Source organism: Pseudomonas sp. RW3S2 (genome assembly GCF_014268955.1).
Taxonomy (GTDB): Bacteria; Pseudomonadota; Gammaproteobacteria; order Pseudomonadales; family Pseudomonadaceae; genus Aquipseudomonas; species Aquipseudomonas wayambapalatensis.
Map to the genome: position 1 here is coordinate 44,248 of NZ_JABWRM010000007.1, position 15,558 is coordinate 59,805.

Below are 15,558 nucleotides of genomic sequence, written 5' to 3' on the forward strand. Positions count from 1 at the left end.
TATCACAGAGCCATTATCGAGGGTTGTCGACTGAATAAAAGATACAGATCCAGGTAAAAAAACCATTCAGGAGTGCGGTATTGATCTACATACAACAAAAGAAAACCCAAGTATGGAATCCTGATCAGAAATGACAAGCAAACAGCATTAACGCGACAGCCTTAATTGCGTCGGACCTTAATTAAATTTTTGTAGGAAATATCAGAAAAAAACCGGGCCTAGGCCCGGTTTTTCATGCAACTCGATGTGCTGCAATCACGCAGTTCCCATGTCCAGCACGATCCGCCCGCCACAGGGGCATTCATCCATCAGGCGATGAGCCTCGACAACCTGCTCGAACGGGTAGACCTTGATGATCTGCGGCGTCAGCAGCTTGTCGGCGGTGAACTGGTTAATGTCTCGCAACGCCCGCTGCAGAGCGACCTGGTCCTGGGCAATACCCAACTCCGGCTTGCCGGTGAAGTTGCCAATACAGTGAACGTAGAACTGGATGTTCTTCTGGAACGCCGCACACGCCGGGAATGGCGTCTGGTTGCCCCCCTGCAGGCCATACAGCACCAGGCTGCCGCGAGGCGCAAGGACATCGCCGAGGAGCGACATCTGCGGCCCACCCATGCCATCCAGAACCATGTCCACGCCGCGGCCATCGGTATATTTGCCGATCTGCATCAGCAGGTCCTGCTCCTCGGTGACGATCACCTTGTCAGCCCCCAGGCTCAGCAGGTACTCACGCTGCTCCGGCTCCTTGGTGGCGGCGAACACCTTCAAGCCCAAGGCCTTGCCCAACTGCACGAAGGCAGGGCCTGCGCAATGGCTGGCATCGGTGACCAGTGCCGTCTGTCCCGCCTTGGCCCGCGCCAGGTCGACGTAAGCGAAGTAGGCGATCAGCAGCGGTGTGTAATGCACACTGGCCTCGACCGGAGTGAGGTGGTCGGGATAACGGGTAATGGCCGTGCGAGGGAGCACGATCACATCACCATAGACCGGATGCTCATTGGGGCTGGTCGCCGGGAAACTGGCGACACGGTCGCCCACGACGATATCGTCGACACCCTCCCCGACCTGCGTGACCACCCCGGCCATTTCATGGCCGATCCCTGCCGGCAGGCGTGCATGCGATGGTGCCAGGTTCTGGCGCCAGAGCACGTCATACCAGCTCAGGCCGATGGCCTCGACGCGCACCTGCACTTCGCCCGCTGCGGGAGACGGTTCGGCCTGCTCCTCGCAACGGAGCACGTCGGCCGGGCCGAACTTGTGGAAACGGATCATGCGGGACATCGCATACCTCGCCTTTGTGAACCTCGTATTACCACGGACTTTATCCGGGCTTTGCACGTTAGACCATCAGTGGCCGTTAATAGTCGACATGCCTGTCATTGATTGGGCTACGGGCAAATCGCTGCATTGGCCCCCGTAAACCCGTGCAGGGTAACAGCCTTTGGCCTTAATATTCACCCCGACCCACCTGAGCAAGGCGAAACGCACCGATGAATCGTAACGACCTGCGCCGCGTAGACCTCAACCTGCTGATCGTGTTCGAGACGCTCATGCATGAGCGCAGCGTAACCCGTGCAGCCGAAAAGCTGTTTCTCGGCCAGCCGGCGATCAGTGCGGCGCTGTCACGCCTGCGCAACCTGTTCGACGACCCACTGTTCGTTCGTACCGGGCGAAGCATGGAGCCCTCGGCTCGCGCCCACGAGATCTTCGCCCTGCTCTCCCCGGCCCTGGATTCGATCTCTACCGCAGTCAGCCGCGCCGCTGACTTCGACCCAGCCACCAGCACCTCGGTATTTCGCATCGGTCTGTCGGACGACGCCGAGTTCGCCTTGCTGCCGCAGTTGCTCAAGCGCATCCGCGCCGAAGCGCCAGGCATCGTCCTGGTGGTACGGCGGGTCAACTATTTGCTGATGCCGACCCTGCTCGCCTCCGGGGAGATTTCGGTGGGTGTGAGCTATACCGCTGACCTTCCGGCCAACGCCAAGCGCAAGGTACTGCGGCGCAGCAAGCCGAAACTGCTGCGCGCCGACAGCGTACCGGGCAATATCACCCTCGACGATTTCTGCGCCCGTCCGCATGCGCTGGTCTCGTTCGCCGGCGACCTGTCCGGCTTCATCGACGAAACCCTCGAGGAAATCGGTCGCAAGCGTCATGTGGTGCTGGCCGTACCGCAGTTCAACGGCCTCGGCACCCTGCTCGCGGGCACCGACATCATCGCCACGGTACCGGACTATGCAGCAGAAACCCTCACCGCCGCCGGCGGCCTGCGCGCCGAAGACCTGCCATTGGATGTGCGTACCTTTGAACTGCACATGGCCTGGCGCGGGGCGCAGGACAACGACCCGGCAGAGCGGTGGTTGCGGTCGCGGATACAGATGTTTTTTGGGGATCCCGATAGCTTGTGACTAACTTCCATCAAGCTCCATAAATACCAATAGAATCAGTGCATTAGGCTGATACTTCGTCCAAAGCCGTCCTATTCCGCTCATTTCCAATGCGCTTGCGGGTATATTTTTGGGTACTTTTTCCATTTCGAAAAAAGTACCCGCACATGACGACTTCCCTCCCCACGCCTGCATTGCGGCGTAAACTCAGCGATGCCTTCTTGCGTGCCATTGCTGAACCCGGCAAGTACGTCGACGGCGAGGTACCCGGTCTTTACCTGCATGTTCAGGCCTCACAGAAGTCGAACAAGCCTGCCGCAAAATACTGGCGGATGAGGTATCGCCTGAACGGCAAGGAGAACGTGTATGCGATCGGCCGTTATCCCGACATTGGCTTGAAAGACGCCCGCGACTTGGCCCGAGCCGCGCGCCAGAACGTAGCTCATCACGTCGCCCCGCTGAAGGCCAAACGCAAGAAAATCGCCGATCAGCTACTCAATGAGGAACGCACATTCAGTTACGTCGCCGAACAGTGGCTGGCCTTCAAGTCGCACGACCTCGTGAGCAAATCCCTCGCGGGCTTTCGCGGCGCTTTGAACAATCACATCCTGCCCACGATCGGCAACATTCCCGTCAGCGAGATCAAACTGGACCACATCATCGAGATCATCGCTACCCTGCGCCGAGCACGCACACTGGCCATGGCCAAGCGCGTGCGTACCATCAGTTCCTGGAAATGAACCCTACGACGCCGTTGCCAGGCCCCGACTTGGACGTCTTGCGTGAGCAGATCCAGGGCTTGGAAGCCCTTGTCGACAGTGACGCCAAGCAGATCCTACTATCGCGTGCGGAGCGCAAGATTTCTCAGTATCTCTCCGAAGCGTTCGCAGATTTGCCCACTGTCCAACCGTGTATCGGTGCCGAGCTGGAGTTTTCCGCAAAACCACCTGATATCGCGATCATCGAACAGAATTCCGGTGCGGTTTTGAGACTCCCGGATGCGGGCTCGGATGAGAACTACTTGGCCATCCACATTGCCTTGTCGTTCGCGCTTCAGAAGTACCTGGCCAAGGTGAACGCGCCGGTACCAGGGTTCCTCGCTTTCGACCAGATCAGCCGCCCCTACTATCCGCAACGTGGCGATGACGAGTCGGACATCGGAGAAAACGAGGAAGTTTCGGCCATGCGTAAACACCTGGACTTCCTGTTCAATACAACATCTGCGCAAGAGGGACTGCAGGTGTTGCTGATTGAGCATGCGTATTTCGGTGATGATCCACGGTATGTCGCTGCCACTCGTAAGCGTTGGAACAAGATTTCGGGCGATGCGCTTATCCCGCTGGACTGGCCGAGAAGACAGGACACCCAGTAAGCAGTCGCAACGGTAACCGCCCTAGAACCAGCTCGCCTTTTATGGCGGGCTTATCCAAACACTATTTTTTAGCTCTGCTGCTCGCGCGGCTCTCACGTTTGTCCGCTTTTCCCTGCTCATAACCGGACTCTTTCCGTACTTTCGCAGCGGCGCCTGCGTCAGTAAGGTCCAGGACTACAACAGATGTTATGGCCCTTAGGCGCCATGAAAACAGCACGTCCATCACAATCCGCTGTAAACCAGCAAAAGCCAAACTAATTATGGGGGACCAGATGGGGGACCAAAAACACATAGGCACAAAAAAGCCCTGAAGAATCAGGGCTTTGATGAAAATTAGTGGCGGAAGCGTAGTCATTCGAACTCATAACTCGTAGAACGATACCTCCCCTCGCCCCATGCCAACTTGTAGCATCGCTATAACGCACCCTTGGCATTCTCCGAGACACACTGAGGTAAAACGCACGGCTGATACTCAACGGGAGCGGAGCGGGCTTCTGATTCTCAGACCCGACAATTTAATCCAGATTCTCACTCTGTGTCGCCGAAAGCTGTCGGAGCGCCGTGGCTGATGAGTGTCAAGCCGCCTTGCAAGAACGGCGGGCTGCATTGGAGGCTTCGGAAGTGGGGGCTCAGCCAGAGGGGCAGCATCTGCCCCTCTGGCCGGCTTCAGCGGTCGACGCCACCGAGGCACACGTATTTAATCTCAAGATAGTCTTCGATGCCGTAACGCGAACCTTCGCGACCAAGGCCCGATTGCTTGACGCCACCGAATGGTGCCATCTCGTTGGCGATTGCCGCGGTATTGACGCCGACCATACCGTATTCAAGGTCTTCGCTGACGCGCAGCACGCGGCCGATATCGCGGCTGTAGAAGTAGCTAGCCAGCCCGAACTCCGTCGCGTTGGCCAGTTCGACCACCTCCTCCTCACTGGAAAAGCGGAACAGCGGCGCCAAAGGACCGAAGGTTTCCTCATGGGCCACCTTCATGTGCGCGGTGACTTCAGTCAGCACGGTCGGCTCGAAGAAACTACCACCCAGGGCATGCCGTTGGCCGCCAGCGATCAGTCGTGCGCCCTTTTCAAGGGCATCGCTGATATGCTCTTCGACCTTGCGCACGGCGTTCTCGTCGATCATCGGGCCCTGGGTGACGCCGGCCTCAGCGCCATTCCCCAGGCGTAGGGCCGAGGCAGCGGCGGCGAGTCTCTCGGCAAAGCGGTCGTAGATACCGTCCTGAACGTAGATGCGGTTGGCGCAGACACAGGTCTGCCCGGCATTGCGGAACTTCGACAGCATCGCGCCTTCCACGGCCAGGTCGAGGTCAGCGTCATCGAAGACGATGAACGGCGCGTTGCCGCCCAGTTCCATCGATACCTTCTTCACGGTCTCGGCGCATTGTCCGATCAGCAGCTTGCCCACTGGCGTGGAGCCAGTGAAGCTGAACTTGCGCACCAGCGGATGGCCTGTCAGCACGCTACCGATCTGGGTAGCGCTACCGGTGACCACGCTGAACACCCCGGCGGGGATCCCAGCACGTTCGGCCAGGGCTGCCAGTGCCAGCGCCGAGAGCGGCGTCTGGCTGGCCGGGCGCAACACCATCGGGCAGCCGGCGGCCAGGGCCGGGGCAACCTTGCGGGTGATCATCGCGTGGGGAAAGTTCCATGGTGTGATAGCCGCAGCTACGCCAATCGGCTCCTTGGTGACGATGATGCGCTTGTCTGCCGAAGGCTGCGGGATGGTATCGCCATAAACACGCTTGGCTTCCTCGGCAAACCATTGCACGAAGGACATGCCATTGCTCAATTCGCCACGGGCTTCAGCCAGTGGTTTGCCTTGTTCGGCGGTCAGCAGGCGGGCGAGGTCTTCCTGGTTTTCGACCATCAGCGCGTACCAGCGCTGCAGCAGCTCCGCGCGCTCCTTGGCAGTCTTGCGCTTCCACGGTTTGAAGGCGCGGTGAGCAGCCAGTACCGCACGCTCGGCTTCGACAGCGCCCATCTGCGGAATGCGTGCCAGTTCCTCACCGGTAGCGGGGTTAGTGACGGTAACGGTTTCACCAGAGTCGGCACCCACCCATTGGCCGTCGATGAATGCCTGTTGTTTGAGCAGAGAAGGGTCTTTGAGGTCGAGCATCGGTTAGTTTCCTGAGCAAGGTTCAGTGGATGGGTGGCTCGGGCACGACTTCGCCGGCCTGCAGGAAATCGAAATCACACCCTTCGTTGGCCTGGGTCACATGCTGCTGGTAGAGCGCAGCAAAAGAGCGGCCGTAGGTTCTGTGCTGCGGTCTATGCTCGGCGCGGCGTTGGGCAAGTTCCTCATCGCTGACACGCATGTTCAACGTGCCGGCGGCGACGTCCAGATCGATGATGTCGCCCGTGCGGACTAATGCCAGCGGCCCTCCAACAGCGGCCTCAGGCGCCACGTGTAGGACGCAGCTGCCGTAATGGGTACCACTCATACGGGAGTCGGAGATGCGCAACAGGTCACGTACACCGGCTTCCAGCAAGCGTTTGGGTATCGGCAGGTTGCCCCATTCGGGCATGCCCGGCGCGCCCACGGGGCCGGCATTGCGCAAGATCAGCACGGTGTCCGCAGTGACATCCAGGGCGGGGTCGTCGATCATCCGGCTGAGGGTTTCGTGGTCATCGAAGACCAGTGCCGGGCCGCTGTGACGGCGCAGGCGCGGGTCGGCTGCGGAGGATTTCATCACCGCGCCATCGGGGCAGAGGTTGCCACGCAACAGCGCCAAAGTGGCGCCTTGTTCGAGGCTGACCACCGGGTTATCGAGGGGGCGAATGATATCGTCGTCGTAGCACGGGGCATCGGCCAACAGGCTGTCCCAGCTCTGCCCGGTGGCCCCCTCGCACTCCAGATGCAAATACGATGCGATCTTGCGCATCAGCGCACGCAGGCCGCCGGCAAAATGATAGTCCTCCATGAGTGCCGTGCCGGAAGGGAACAGGTTGAGCAACACCGGTATCTTCGCGGCTGCGGCGGCCAACTGATCGAGGGTCAGGTCTATTCCGGCGCGTCTGGCGATGGCAATCAGGTGGATCGCGGCGTTGGTCGAGCCGCCCATTGCCATGTACACCGCCACGCCATTGGCTACGTGCTTTTCAGTCAGCCAAGTCGAGGGGCGGCGGTCGCGCCAAACCAGATCGACGATTGTCGAACCGCACTGCGAGGCCATCCGCGGGTGGGCCCCATCCGCGGCAGGAATGCTCGATGCACCGGGTAAGGTAAAGCCCATTGCGTCGGCGATGCTGGTCATGGTCGACGCCGTGCCTACGGTATTGCAGGTGCCGATCGAACGGGTCATGGCGCCTTCGAGTTCTTCCCACGCAACAGTGTCGATCAGCCCCAGACGGCGCTCGTCCCAGTACTTCTTGGTATGCGTGCCGGCGCCGGTCTTGACGCCACGCCACTGACCGTTGGACATCGGGCCCGCCGGGCAGTAGATCACCGGCAGGTCCATGCTGAGCGCGCCCATCAGTAGGCCAGGCGTAGACTTGTCGCAGCCGCCTAGCAGCACGGCGCCGTCGATCGGCAACGAGCGCAGCAGTTCCTCGGCCTCCATTGCCAGCAGGTTGCGGTAGAGCATCGTAGTCGGCTTGACCATTACCTCGCCCACCGACTGTACCGGCAACTCCACTGGGAAGCCGCCGGCCGCCCAGACCCCGCGTTTGACAGCCTCGGCACGCTCACGCAGGTGCGAATGACAGGGCGACATCTCGCTCCAGGTATTGAGGATCGCAATCACCGGCTTGCCCATGAACTCCTCGCGGCGCAGTCCGATCTGTTGCAGGCGCTGGCGATGGGCGAAGGCACGGATGGTGTCTGGAGCGAACCACCGCTGACTGCGGAGTTCTTCGATTTTCTTGTATTTTTCGGACATAACCTAAGCCTTTGAGCAAGGGCGCCACGCATAATCGTAGCGCTGCGAAATTACTTTTCGAGAGCATACCCGGATCAATTTCGTAGCGCTACGATTTTTGCCCGAATCACCCCTGTCAGGAGTTGTGGGGTTATTGAATCGACAGTCCCGCATCGACGACAAAGTTCTGACCCGTGCAGCCGCGGCTATCATCGCTGGCCAGGAACAGCGCCAGGCGCGCGCAGTCGCTGGCATCCAGACGAAACTTGAGCATCTGCTGGTCGATGAACGACTGGCTGGCTGCCTCCAGACCGGCAGGGTCGGCGGCCCACATGGCATCCTGGCGTTCGGTACGAATAGCGCCTGGCACCAGGCTATTGACCCGGATGCCTTGCCCGCCCAGTTCGCGTGCCAAGGTGCGGGTCATTCCGTTCAACGCCGCCTTGGCGGTGGTGTAGCAGATCATCCCAGGGCGTCCGCGCATCCACGAGATCGAGCCCATGTTGATGATCGCCCCGCTGCCCCGCTTTGCCATGCCAGGCGTGACGGCCTGTGCAGCGAAGAAGGCGTGACGCAGGTTGGTCTGCATGCGTTCGTCCCAATACTCGACGCTGACATCGGCCAAGGCATGGCGGTCATCGCGGGCTGCGTTGTTGATCAGTACATCGATGCCACCCCAGGTGTGTTCCACTTCGGCCACACACCGCTGCAAGCGCTCGATATCGCGCACATCGCAGCGCAAGAACAGCACGTTGGCGCCCAGCGTCCGGGCCAGCGCCTGCCCGGCGTCGGCATCCAGGTCAAGGAAGGCGACGCGGCTGCCCTGTGCGACGAACGCTTCGACGAAGGCGCGACCGATGCCCGAGGCGCCACCGCTGATAAAGATCACTTTGCCGGCCAGGCTGGGGTACTGCGTATCGGTATGACGGTTCATGGTGATAGGTACTCGTGAGCAAGTGGAATGGATTCAACCGGCGAACAGCGGCTCGGGGCAGCCGGGCACGTCGACACGGGTGGCGAACACGCAGCCGGACAGCGGCCAGGCCGCCAGGTCTTCGGCGCTGCGGTTCTCGCGCGAACTGGTGATGTAAAGGGTACGCAGGTCGTCGCCACCGAAGGCGACCATGGTCGGCCAACGCGTCGGCACCTGGATTTCTGCCAGCACCTGGCCATCAGGGCTCAGGCGCAGCACCCGGCCGCCGTCGAACTGCGCGCTCCAATAGCAGCCCGCACTGTCGAACGCCGCGCCATCCGGGCGCCCGCCACTGCCACGCGGGAACTCGCGCAGCAACTGCCGGGGGCCGGGCTGGCCATCGGCATCCAGCGGATAGCGGTACAGCACATGGTTGGGGGTGTCGCTGTGGTAGACCCACGCGCGGTCCGGGCTGAAGGCGAGGCCGTTGGACACCATCACATCGCCGGCCACAACCTGGGCACGGTGCTGCGCATCGACTCGCACCAATTGCCCACCATTGCGGTCACGCGGTTGCCACAGGGTGCCAGCCCAGAAGCGCCCCCAAGGGTCGACGCGGCCATCGTTGAAGCGGCTGTGCTCTGCGCCGCTGGGGTTGTCGGCCAGGCGCTCGCCCAGCTGCCCCTGGGCATCGAGCAGGTAGATGCCGGTGCGCAGCGCGACAATGAAGCCGCCCTGCTCGCGCAGGCCGAAACAGCCCAGCTCCTCAGGCAACTGCAAGGTGCTCACGCAGCCATCGCGGGGGTCAAGGCGATGCAGTTGCCCGGCCAGGATATCGGCCCAGTACAGGGCTTGCTCACGGACCGACCAGACCGGGCACTCGCCCAGTTCCGACGGCTGGCGGACCACACAGGTCAGGGTTTCACTCATGCAGGGTTCTCCAGGTTGGCGCCGCTCGGCAGCAAGCGCAACTCACGTTCGATCGACGCCCCCGGTGCCAGCCAGACCAGGCCGTGCGCCGTAGGCGTGGGGAAATTGATGGCGTTGTTGAGGTGGCTGACCGGCTCGACCGCGATAAAGTCCGCTGGTGCTGGCGGCGTGAACACCACCAGGTGCTCCAACCCTGGGCCGGCTTCCAGGCGCAGGCCGACCTGTGCCTCTGGCCAATACAGACTGGCACGGGCATCCCAGCCCTCGAAGCAGTTGTCCAGGCCCACGGCGCCTATTGCCTGGGGCAGGCCGAAGTCCCAAGGTTCCGGCAGTGCCGTACGCTCGACCGGCAGGCCATCCGCGCCGGCATGCCAGACGTGCGCGGCACTGAAGCCCAGCTGCAATTCACCCTGGCGCTCGAAGTACGGGTGCCAGCCAAGACCCACCGGCATCGACTGCTCACTCAGGTTGGTGAGCCCCAGTCGCAGGCGCAGGCCGTCACCACTCAGGGTGATGCACTGCCACGCGACGAAGTCCCACGGCCAGTCTTCGGCATCGGCGCCCCGGGCCTGGTGGCGCAAGCTCAACTGGCAGCTGTGCGGCGAGTGGGCATCGACCTGCCACGCTCGCTGCCAGCCAAGACCATGTAGCGGATGCGGGTGACCGCCGAAATTGCGGCGCAGCTGCTGCGGCTCGCCATTGGCGCAAAAGCGCCCGTGGGCGATACGGTTGGAGTACGGGACCAGCGGGTAGCACGCCGTACGCCGAACGCTGTCGGTGCCGTCCCAGGGCCGCAGCAGCTCGAAGCTGCCAAGACGCAGGTAACCCAGCGCGCCGCCCAGGCTGGGCAGCACCCCGGCGCTCAGGGCGCCACAGGTGAGTGTGAGCTCCGGGTGCAATATGTGATTCGTCGCTATCAAGACTCAGAAGCTCCAGCGAATACCCAAGGTACCCGCCCAAGGGTCGTAACCGGCCGCCACACTGGGGTAATCCTCACTGAGCAGCGAGAAACCCTGGGTGGAATGGCTGTTGTTGTTGATATGGGAAACATAGGTATACAGCTGGGTGTTGGGGTTGAACGAATAGATGTAGCCGGCATGGGCCGCCCAGGCCCGGGCGCCCTCGGCCTCGATTCGCTGGGAAACGCCGAAGGTCAGATCATTGTGAGCGTCGAGGACGATCCGCGCATTGACCATCTTCGCCGAGGCGAACCAGCGGGCCTCGGTATCGCGCTTGGAGTACACATAGTTGGCCCCCCAGATCACGCCACCCCACTGGTAATTGCCCGACACCACGTGGGTCGTCTGGGTGTATAGCTCGCTGCTGGTTTCGGTAGGGGCCGAGTCATGGCGGTTGTAGCCATAACCCAACTTGGTGAACCCGTTGCGATAGCGCACATTGAAGCCACTGGTGCGGTTCTGGTTAGGGCCGTTCTCGATGCTGGAGTTGCCGTAGGAATAGCCCAGCTCGGTGGAAAAGCCGTTCACTTCAGGCGAGCGGTAGCGCACCGTGGTGTCGTAGAACCCGCCCGTGCCGCTTTTACCCAATACCGCAGTGTGCTCCAGACTCATGATCGCCGCCATGTTCGACAACCCATATAGGGCGACGTCCGAATCCAGGAACACCCAGTAGATCGGCATGTATAGGCTGCCCATGGCCACCGAGCCGAACGGGCCACTGACGCCGACGCCATAGCCGCGGTTGGTCGAGACTTGCCCGCCCTTCCAGATGCGCCGCAATACCAGCCCGCGCTCGCCGAACGCCTGTAGGGCATAACCGCTGTCGCCCAGGGCATAGTCGAGCTTTACCCCGAAGCGCGAGGCCTGCAGGTTGCCGTCCGAGACCATGGTATGGTCCGGGGCGGTCTTACTGAACGAGCCCGTCTGCACGTTCAGGTCGAGAATGCCATATGGGTTGATGCTGAGATTGCCGGCCTTCCAGACAATGGGTTCGGCATGGCTGGGCAGCGCATAGACGCTGGCCAGCAGAATGAAGCCAAGGACACGTTGATTTTTGTTGTTCATGTCAGCAGCGCTCTTTTATGGCCGCAGTGGGCCGGCGCGCCTGCCTTGGCAGGCGCTCACAGGTCAATTACAGGTAGCGGAGCGGGATCAGAGCACAGTCAGGCTCTGGAAGAGGGATTGCCAGCGGCTGCCCACTCGGCTGAACACCGGTGGTTGCCCCAGCGGTGCCGGGACCTCGACACGCTGCCCGCCCTCGAAACAATCGCCGCTCCACCAGTGCTGCCAGGTCTCGCCAGCCGGCAGGTAGACGCTCCAGTGCGTCTTGCCTTCGGCATGCACGGGCGCCACCAGCAGGTCACGGCCATACAGGTATTGGTCCTGAACGGCGTAGCAGCCAGCGTCCTGTTCGTGATGCAGAAACAACGGCCGTTGCAACGGCAGGCCGCTGGCCTGAGCCTCATCCATCAAGCTTTCGACGTAGGGTTTCATGCCTGCGAATACCCGGGTCATGCGGGCGAAATGCACCAGAGTGGCAGGGTCTTGCCAAAACTGCAGGTTCTGGTCCGGGCGGTTGCCTTCGTGAGTGCGCATCACCGGGGTGAACGCAGCCATTTCCGCCCAGCGCTGGAACAGTTCGGCGGTACGGCAGTTGCCATAGAGGCTGGTGTAGCCGCCGATATCACTGTGGTGATAGGCATTACCCAGCAGGCCGGACGACAACGCGCCGCAAATCACCGTTTGCAGGCCATCGTGGCGGCTGAAGTCAACCGACTGGTCACCCGCCCACAGCAACGGGCAGTGCGCCTGCACGCCGCTGTAGCCAGCGCGCATGAAGAACAGTGCATCGCCAGTGCGCCCGGCGTTGCCGATAGCGCGGGCATTGACCTCGGCCCAGCGTACTGGCCAGGCGTTGTGCTCGAGCATGGGGTCGGCATCGCCGGCCAGCTTGACGTCGATCGGCAGATACTCGCCAAAGTCCGCCATCCAGCCCGAGAGGCCCTTTTCGAGCATCTCCTGGCCGATGATCCGGGTTTCGAACCATTGCGCCGCCGCCGGCAAGGTGAAGTCGACCACGCCACAAAGGAACTCGCCGAAGTCGACCAGATAGGTGCCGTCCTCGGCGTTGGTCGCCAGGTAGCCCGCCGCTTCGGCTTCAGCGAACAGCGGGCCGTCATTGCACAGATAAGGGTTCACATAACCGAGGAAGCGCAGGCCGCGCTCGTGCAGACTACAGACCCACGCCTGATGGTCGGGGTAGCGCTCGGCATTCCATTGCCAGTCCCAGAACAAACGCTTGCCGAAAGAGGTGATACGCAGCCCTTCCCAATCCTCGCACCACAATGCACTGACCTTGGCGCCATGCTCGAGTGCGGTCTGCAGGTGCTGTTCGGCGTGCTCGCGGCCGTTCTTCAAACCGAGGATCGCACCGTCAAGCACCCATTGCGGCAGGCGCGGCTGGCGACCGAAATAACGGCTGAGGGCACCGACGAGGTCGATGTAGCTGTTGCCGACGAAAAACTCCAGCGCTTCGGGCACCGCCCACACTTGCAGTTCGTGGAAGTCGTCATGGCGGAAGTCAAAATCGGCGTACGCGCTGGTCACCAGATGTGCGCTGTAGCGCCGCGAGGAGATGAACGTCGGTTGCGGGTAGTTGGTGTGATAGTAATCACCCCCGGCGTTGGCTTCGTTGTCCGCCTGCAAGGTCAGCCAAGTCGACTTGTCTCGGCCTACGCCCGGCTCAGAAGTCCACAGCGGGAAGTTGCGTCCGCGCAAGTTCAAGTAAGACATCTGCTCGCCGCAACCCCAGACCTGCTCATTCACTTCGGCAGGCAGACGCAGCCACAGTCGATTGCAACCTGCCTGCGGCGCCTGCATGAGCAGGCGCACACGCTCGCCCTGGCAGTCCAGGCGCAGGGAAAGCAGCAGCGGGCCCTCGGACCAGGCGCGCAACTCGATGACACCGGCTGAAGTATCAAGGCGGGCGTGGCGCAAGGCGACCCTTTCCTGAACATAATCGCGAATACGGAAGTTACCGCGCTGCATTTCAATGCCAGCTTCACCGTAACCGGCGAACACAGCAGGCTGCAGCGGGCTGTGGCACCACAACAGGCGCCCGTCCACTTCCAGACGGATCTGCTCGCCTGCCTGGTGCAGGCTCACGTTCTGGGGGATAGATACGCTATTCATTGTGGGTTGGTCTCGTAGTCAGGCAGGGCATGGGTATTGGTCAGGTGTCGAAAACGACGGCGGCACAGCGCGGCGCCAGCAAAGGCCAGCAACCAGGTCAATGCCAGCAGCGGCAGATAGAGCCCGGAAGGTCCGCCGACACGGGCGACACCCAGTGGTGAGAAGGTCAGATAGATGGATACCAGCGCGGCGAACAGCATCACGCTGAAGCTGCCCGCGTGTCGCCACGGGGTCAGGTCGACGGTGCGCGCCGGAGTGGGCGATACGTAGGGAGTGGCGCGGTCGAAGTGCTTGCGTAGCAACACCAGCAAGACCATTTCCACAGCAAACATGATGCCCATGACGTGGATGAAGCTGATTCCCAGGCGGGTGTCGATCTTCAGTCCCAGCACCAGCACTGCATAGCACACCGCGTGCAGGCCAAGCACCAGCTTGGCGGGCGTCGCGCCGCCTCGAGCACTGAAGAAGCCGAACAGCATGATGGCGATGATCGGCATGTTGAAGAAGCCGGTGAAGCGACGCAGGACCGCATAGATACCTTCCGGGGTGTACATCAGCATCGGTGCGACCACCAGCGACACCAGTGCGGCGATCACGCTGACTCGCTTGCCGAAGCGCACCAGCGCCTCGTCCGAAGCCATTGGCCGGATCGACTTGTAGAAGTCATAGGTCAGCAGCGTGGCAGTACCATTGATGATCGCATTGAAGTGGCTCATCACCGTGCCGAAGATCACCGCCACGAAGAAGCCCTTCATCCACCATGGCATCAGCGCGGCAACCAACGCCGGATAGGCCAAGTCGGAATTGGCCAGCGGCTGGTCGCGGAACAGGTGCCAGGCGATCACACCAGGCATCAGCATGGCGAGCGGCACCAGCAGTTTCAGGCAACCCGACAGCAACACGCCCTTCTGGCCCTCGGCCAGGTTCTTGGCAGCCATGCTTTTCTGCACGATGGCCTGGTTGGTGCACCAGTAGAACAGGTTGGCGAAGATCATGCCGGTGAACACCGCACCAAACGGCACCTTGTCTTCGCTGCCGCCAATGGCATTGAGTTTCTGCGGGTTGTCGTGCAGCAGGGTTTGGGCACCGGACAGTACATCACCCTGCCCCAGCGTCCACAGACCGATGATCGGGATGAGGACCACCACCACCAGCAAGCCTATGCCGTTGATGGTGTCCGATACCGCCACGGCCCGAAGCCCGCCCAGTACCGCATAGGCAGCGCCAATCACTCCGGTCGCCACGATCAGCAGACTGATCGTGGCCGGGTAGGACCAGCCGAGAATGCCCTGCAGGTCGAAAATCTGATTGAAGGTGATAGCCCCCAGATACAGCGAAGCCGGGTTGAGCACCAGGGTGTAGGTGGCAACCATCAGCGCACTCACTATTCGGCGCGTAGCACGGTCATAGCGTTTCTCGATGAACTCCGGCAGGGTCGAGAAGCCGCCGCGCAAGTAACGAGGCAGGAAAAACAAGGCCAGAGCGATAGTCGAAACGGCCGCAGTGGCCTCCCAGGCCATGGAGCTGAGGTTGTGGGCGTATGAATCACCGTTGAGGCCGACCAACTGATCGATGGACAGGTTGGTCAGCATCATCGATCCGGCAATGAACCAGCCATTGAGGCCGCCGCTCGCCATGAAGTAACCATGGGCGCCAACGTCCTTGGCCTGGCGCGTGAATCGGTAGGAAATCACTGCGACCAGTGCAGTGAAGAACAGCATGCTCAGGAAGGTGAAAAGGGATGTGCTCATTTTTATATTTGTTCTCCAACGCGGGTTGGGATGCGATGCAACAACAAAATCGCAGCGCTGCAAAATTACCAGGCGAGCTTATCTCAGGCTAAATCGCAGCGCTACGATTTTATTCGAAAAGATACGTTTGATTTTCGAAAGCGAACATCCATGCCGCCAGCCAAGCGCTTTTGCGATTGACTTGCCATCCTC

At 61.3% G+C, this 15,558-nt stretch carries 11 protein-coding genes and 1 pseudogene; 3 read left to right on the forward strand and 9 right to left on the reverse strand.

The window, feature by feature from the left end; genetic code table 11:
• Positions 1–255: 255 nt before the first annotated feature.
• Positions 256–1,278: a zinc-dependent alcohol dehydrogenase family protein gene (locus HU748_RS11785; protein WP_186720434.1), complete on the reverse strand. Its 1,023-nt coding sequence runs from the start codon at positions 1,276–1,278 to the stop codon at positions 256–258.
• 209 nt (positions 1,279–1,487) lie between these two features.
• Here HU748_RS11785 and HU748_RS11790 point away from each other — a divergent pair, with 209 nt between their 5' ends.
• From HU748_RS11790 to HU748_RS11800, 3 genes and pseudogenes are all read left to right on the forward strand, one after another.
• Positions 1,488–2,402 carry a LysR family transcriptional regulator gene (locus HU748_RS11790; protein ID WP_054893748.1) on the forward strand — a complete coding sequence of 305 codons (915 nt, stop codon included), beginning with the start codon at positions 1,488–1,490 and terminating at the stop codon, positions 2,400–2,402.
• A 146-nt stretch (positions 2,403–2,548) separates the two neighbouring features.
• A pseudogene (locus HU748_RS11795) lies at positions 2,549–3,106 on the forward strand (integrase arm-type DNA-binding domain-containing protein); the annotation flags it as partial.
• Positions 3,107–3,159: 53 nt separating this feature from the next.
• Positions 3,160–3,753 (forward strand): DUF3732 domain-containing protein, encoded by a 594-nt coding sequence (locus tag HU748_RS11800; RefSeq protein ID WP_238343336.1) that lies wholly within the window; start codon positions 3,160–3,162, stop codon positions 3,751–3,753.
• 666 nt (positions 3,754–4,419) lie between these two features.
• On the opposite strand, the gene HU748_RS11805 is transcribed toward HU748_RS11800, so the two are convergent.
• The 8 genes from HU748_RS11805 to HU748_RS11840 form a co-directional block, all read right to left on the reverse strand.
• Positions 4,420–5,880: a 3-sulfolactaldehyde dehydrogenase gene (locus HU748_RS11805; protein WP_186664205.1), complete on the reverse strand. Its 1,461-nt coding sequence runs from the start codon at positions 5,878–5,880 to the stop codon at positions 4,420–4,422.
• Positions 5,881–5,902: 22 nt separating this feature from the next.
• Positions 5,903–7,642, reverse strand: coding sequence for a 6-deoxy-6-sulfo-D-gluconate dehydratase (locus tag HU748_RS11810; RefSeq protein WP_186711283.1), 1,740 nt, complete (start codon positions 7,640–7,642; stop codon positions 5,903–5,905).
• A 130-nt stretch (positions 7,643–7,772) separates the two neighbouring features.
• Entirely contained in the window at positions 7,773–8,555 is a 783-nt protein-coding gene (locus HU748_RS11815; RefSeq protein ID WP_186720436.1) for a sulfoquinovose 1-dehydrogenase, read from the reverse strand.
• A gap of 33 nt (positions 8,556–8,588) precedes the next feature.
• A complete protein-coding gene (locus HU748_RS11820; RefSeq protein WP_186664199.1) occupies positions 8,589–9,464 on the reverse strand; it encodes a 6-deoxy-6-sulfogluconolactonase in 876 nt (291 codons plus the stop codon).
• On the reverse strand, positions 9,461–10,363 hold the full coding sequence (locus HU748_RS11825; RefSeq protein ID WP_189657652.1) for an aldose 1-epimerase: 903 nt from the start codon (positions 10,361–10,363) through the stop codon (positions 9,461–9,463). Before HU748_RS11825 ends, HU748_RS11820 begins: the two co-directional genes overlap by 4 nt.
• Before the next feature lie 24 nt (positions 10,364–10,387).
• A complete protein-coding gene (locus tag HU748_RS11830) occupies positions 10,388–11,488 on the reverse strand; it encodes a porin (protein WP_186720438.1) in 1,101 nt (366 codons plus the stop codon).
• A gap of 87 nt (positions 11,489–11,575) precedes the next feature.
• Positions 11,576–13,615: an alpha-glucosidase gene (locus HU748_RS11835; RefSeq protein ID WP_186711281.1), complete on the reverse strand. Its 2,040-nt coding sequence runs from the start codon at positions 13,613–13,615 to the stop codon at positions 11,576–11,578.
• The gene (locus HU748_RS11840) at positions 13,612–15,366 is read right to left on the reverse strand and encodes a solute:sodium symporter family transporter (protein ID WP_186664195.1); all 1,755 of its coding nucleotides are present in this window, start codon (positions 15,364–15,366) and stop codon (positions 13,612–13,614) included. The genes HU748_RS11835 and HU748_RS11840 overlap by 4 nt, the downstream gene beginning before the upstream one ends.
• Positions 15,367–15,558: the final 192 nt, after the last annotated feature.

Bases quoted from the DNA above. Each gene is read 5' to 3' on its own strand.
- HU748_RS11785 (WP_186720434.1), bottom strand. From the start codon at position 1,278: ATGTCCCGCATGATCCGTTTCCACAAGTTCGGCCCGGCCGACGTGCTC.
- HU748_RS11790 (WP_054893748.1), top strand. From the start codon at position 1,488: ATGAATCGTAACGACCTGCGCCGCGTAGACCTCAACCTGCTGATCGTG.
- HU748_RS11805 (WP_186664205.1), bottom strand. From the start codon at position 5,880: ATGCTCGACCTCAAAGACCCTTCTCTGCTCAAACAACAGGCATTCATC.
- HU748_RS11810 (WP_186711283.1), bottom strand. From the start codon at position 7,642: ATGTCCGAAAAATACAAGAAAATCGAAGAACTCCGCAGTCAGCGGTGG.
- HU748_RS11815 (WP_186720436.1), bottom strand. From the start codon at position 8,555: ATGAACCGTCATACCGATACGCAGTACCCCAGCCTGGCCGGCAAAGTG.
- HU748_RS11820 (WP_186664199.1), bottom strand. From the start codon at position 9,464: ATGAGTGAAACCCTGACCTGTGTGGTCCGCCAGCCGTCGGAACTGGGC.
- HU748_RS11830 (WP_186720438.1), bottom strand. From the start codon at position 11,488: ATGAACAACAAAAATCAACGTGTCCTTGGCTTCATTCTGCTGGCCAGC.
- HU748_RS11835 (WP_186711281.1), bottom strand. From the start codon at position 13,615: ATGAATAGCGTATCTATCCCCCAGAACGTGAGCCTGCACCAGGCAGGC.
- HU748_RS11840 (WP_186664195.1), bottom strand. From the start codon at position 15,366: ATGAGCACATCCCTTTTCACCTTCCTGAGCATGCTGTTCTTCACTGCA.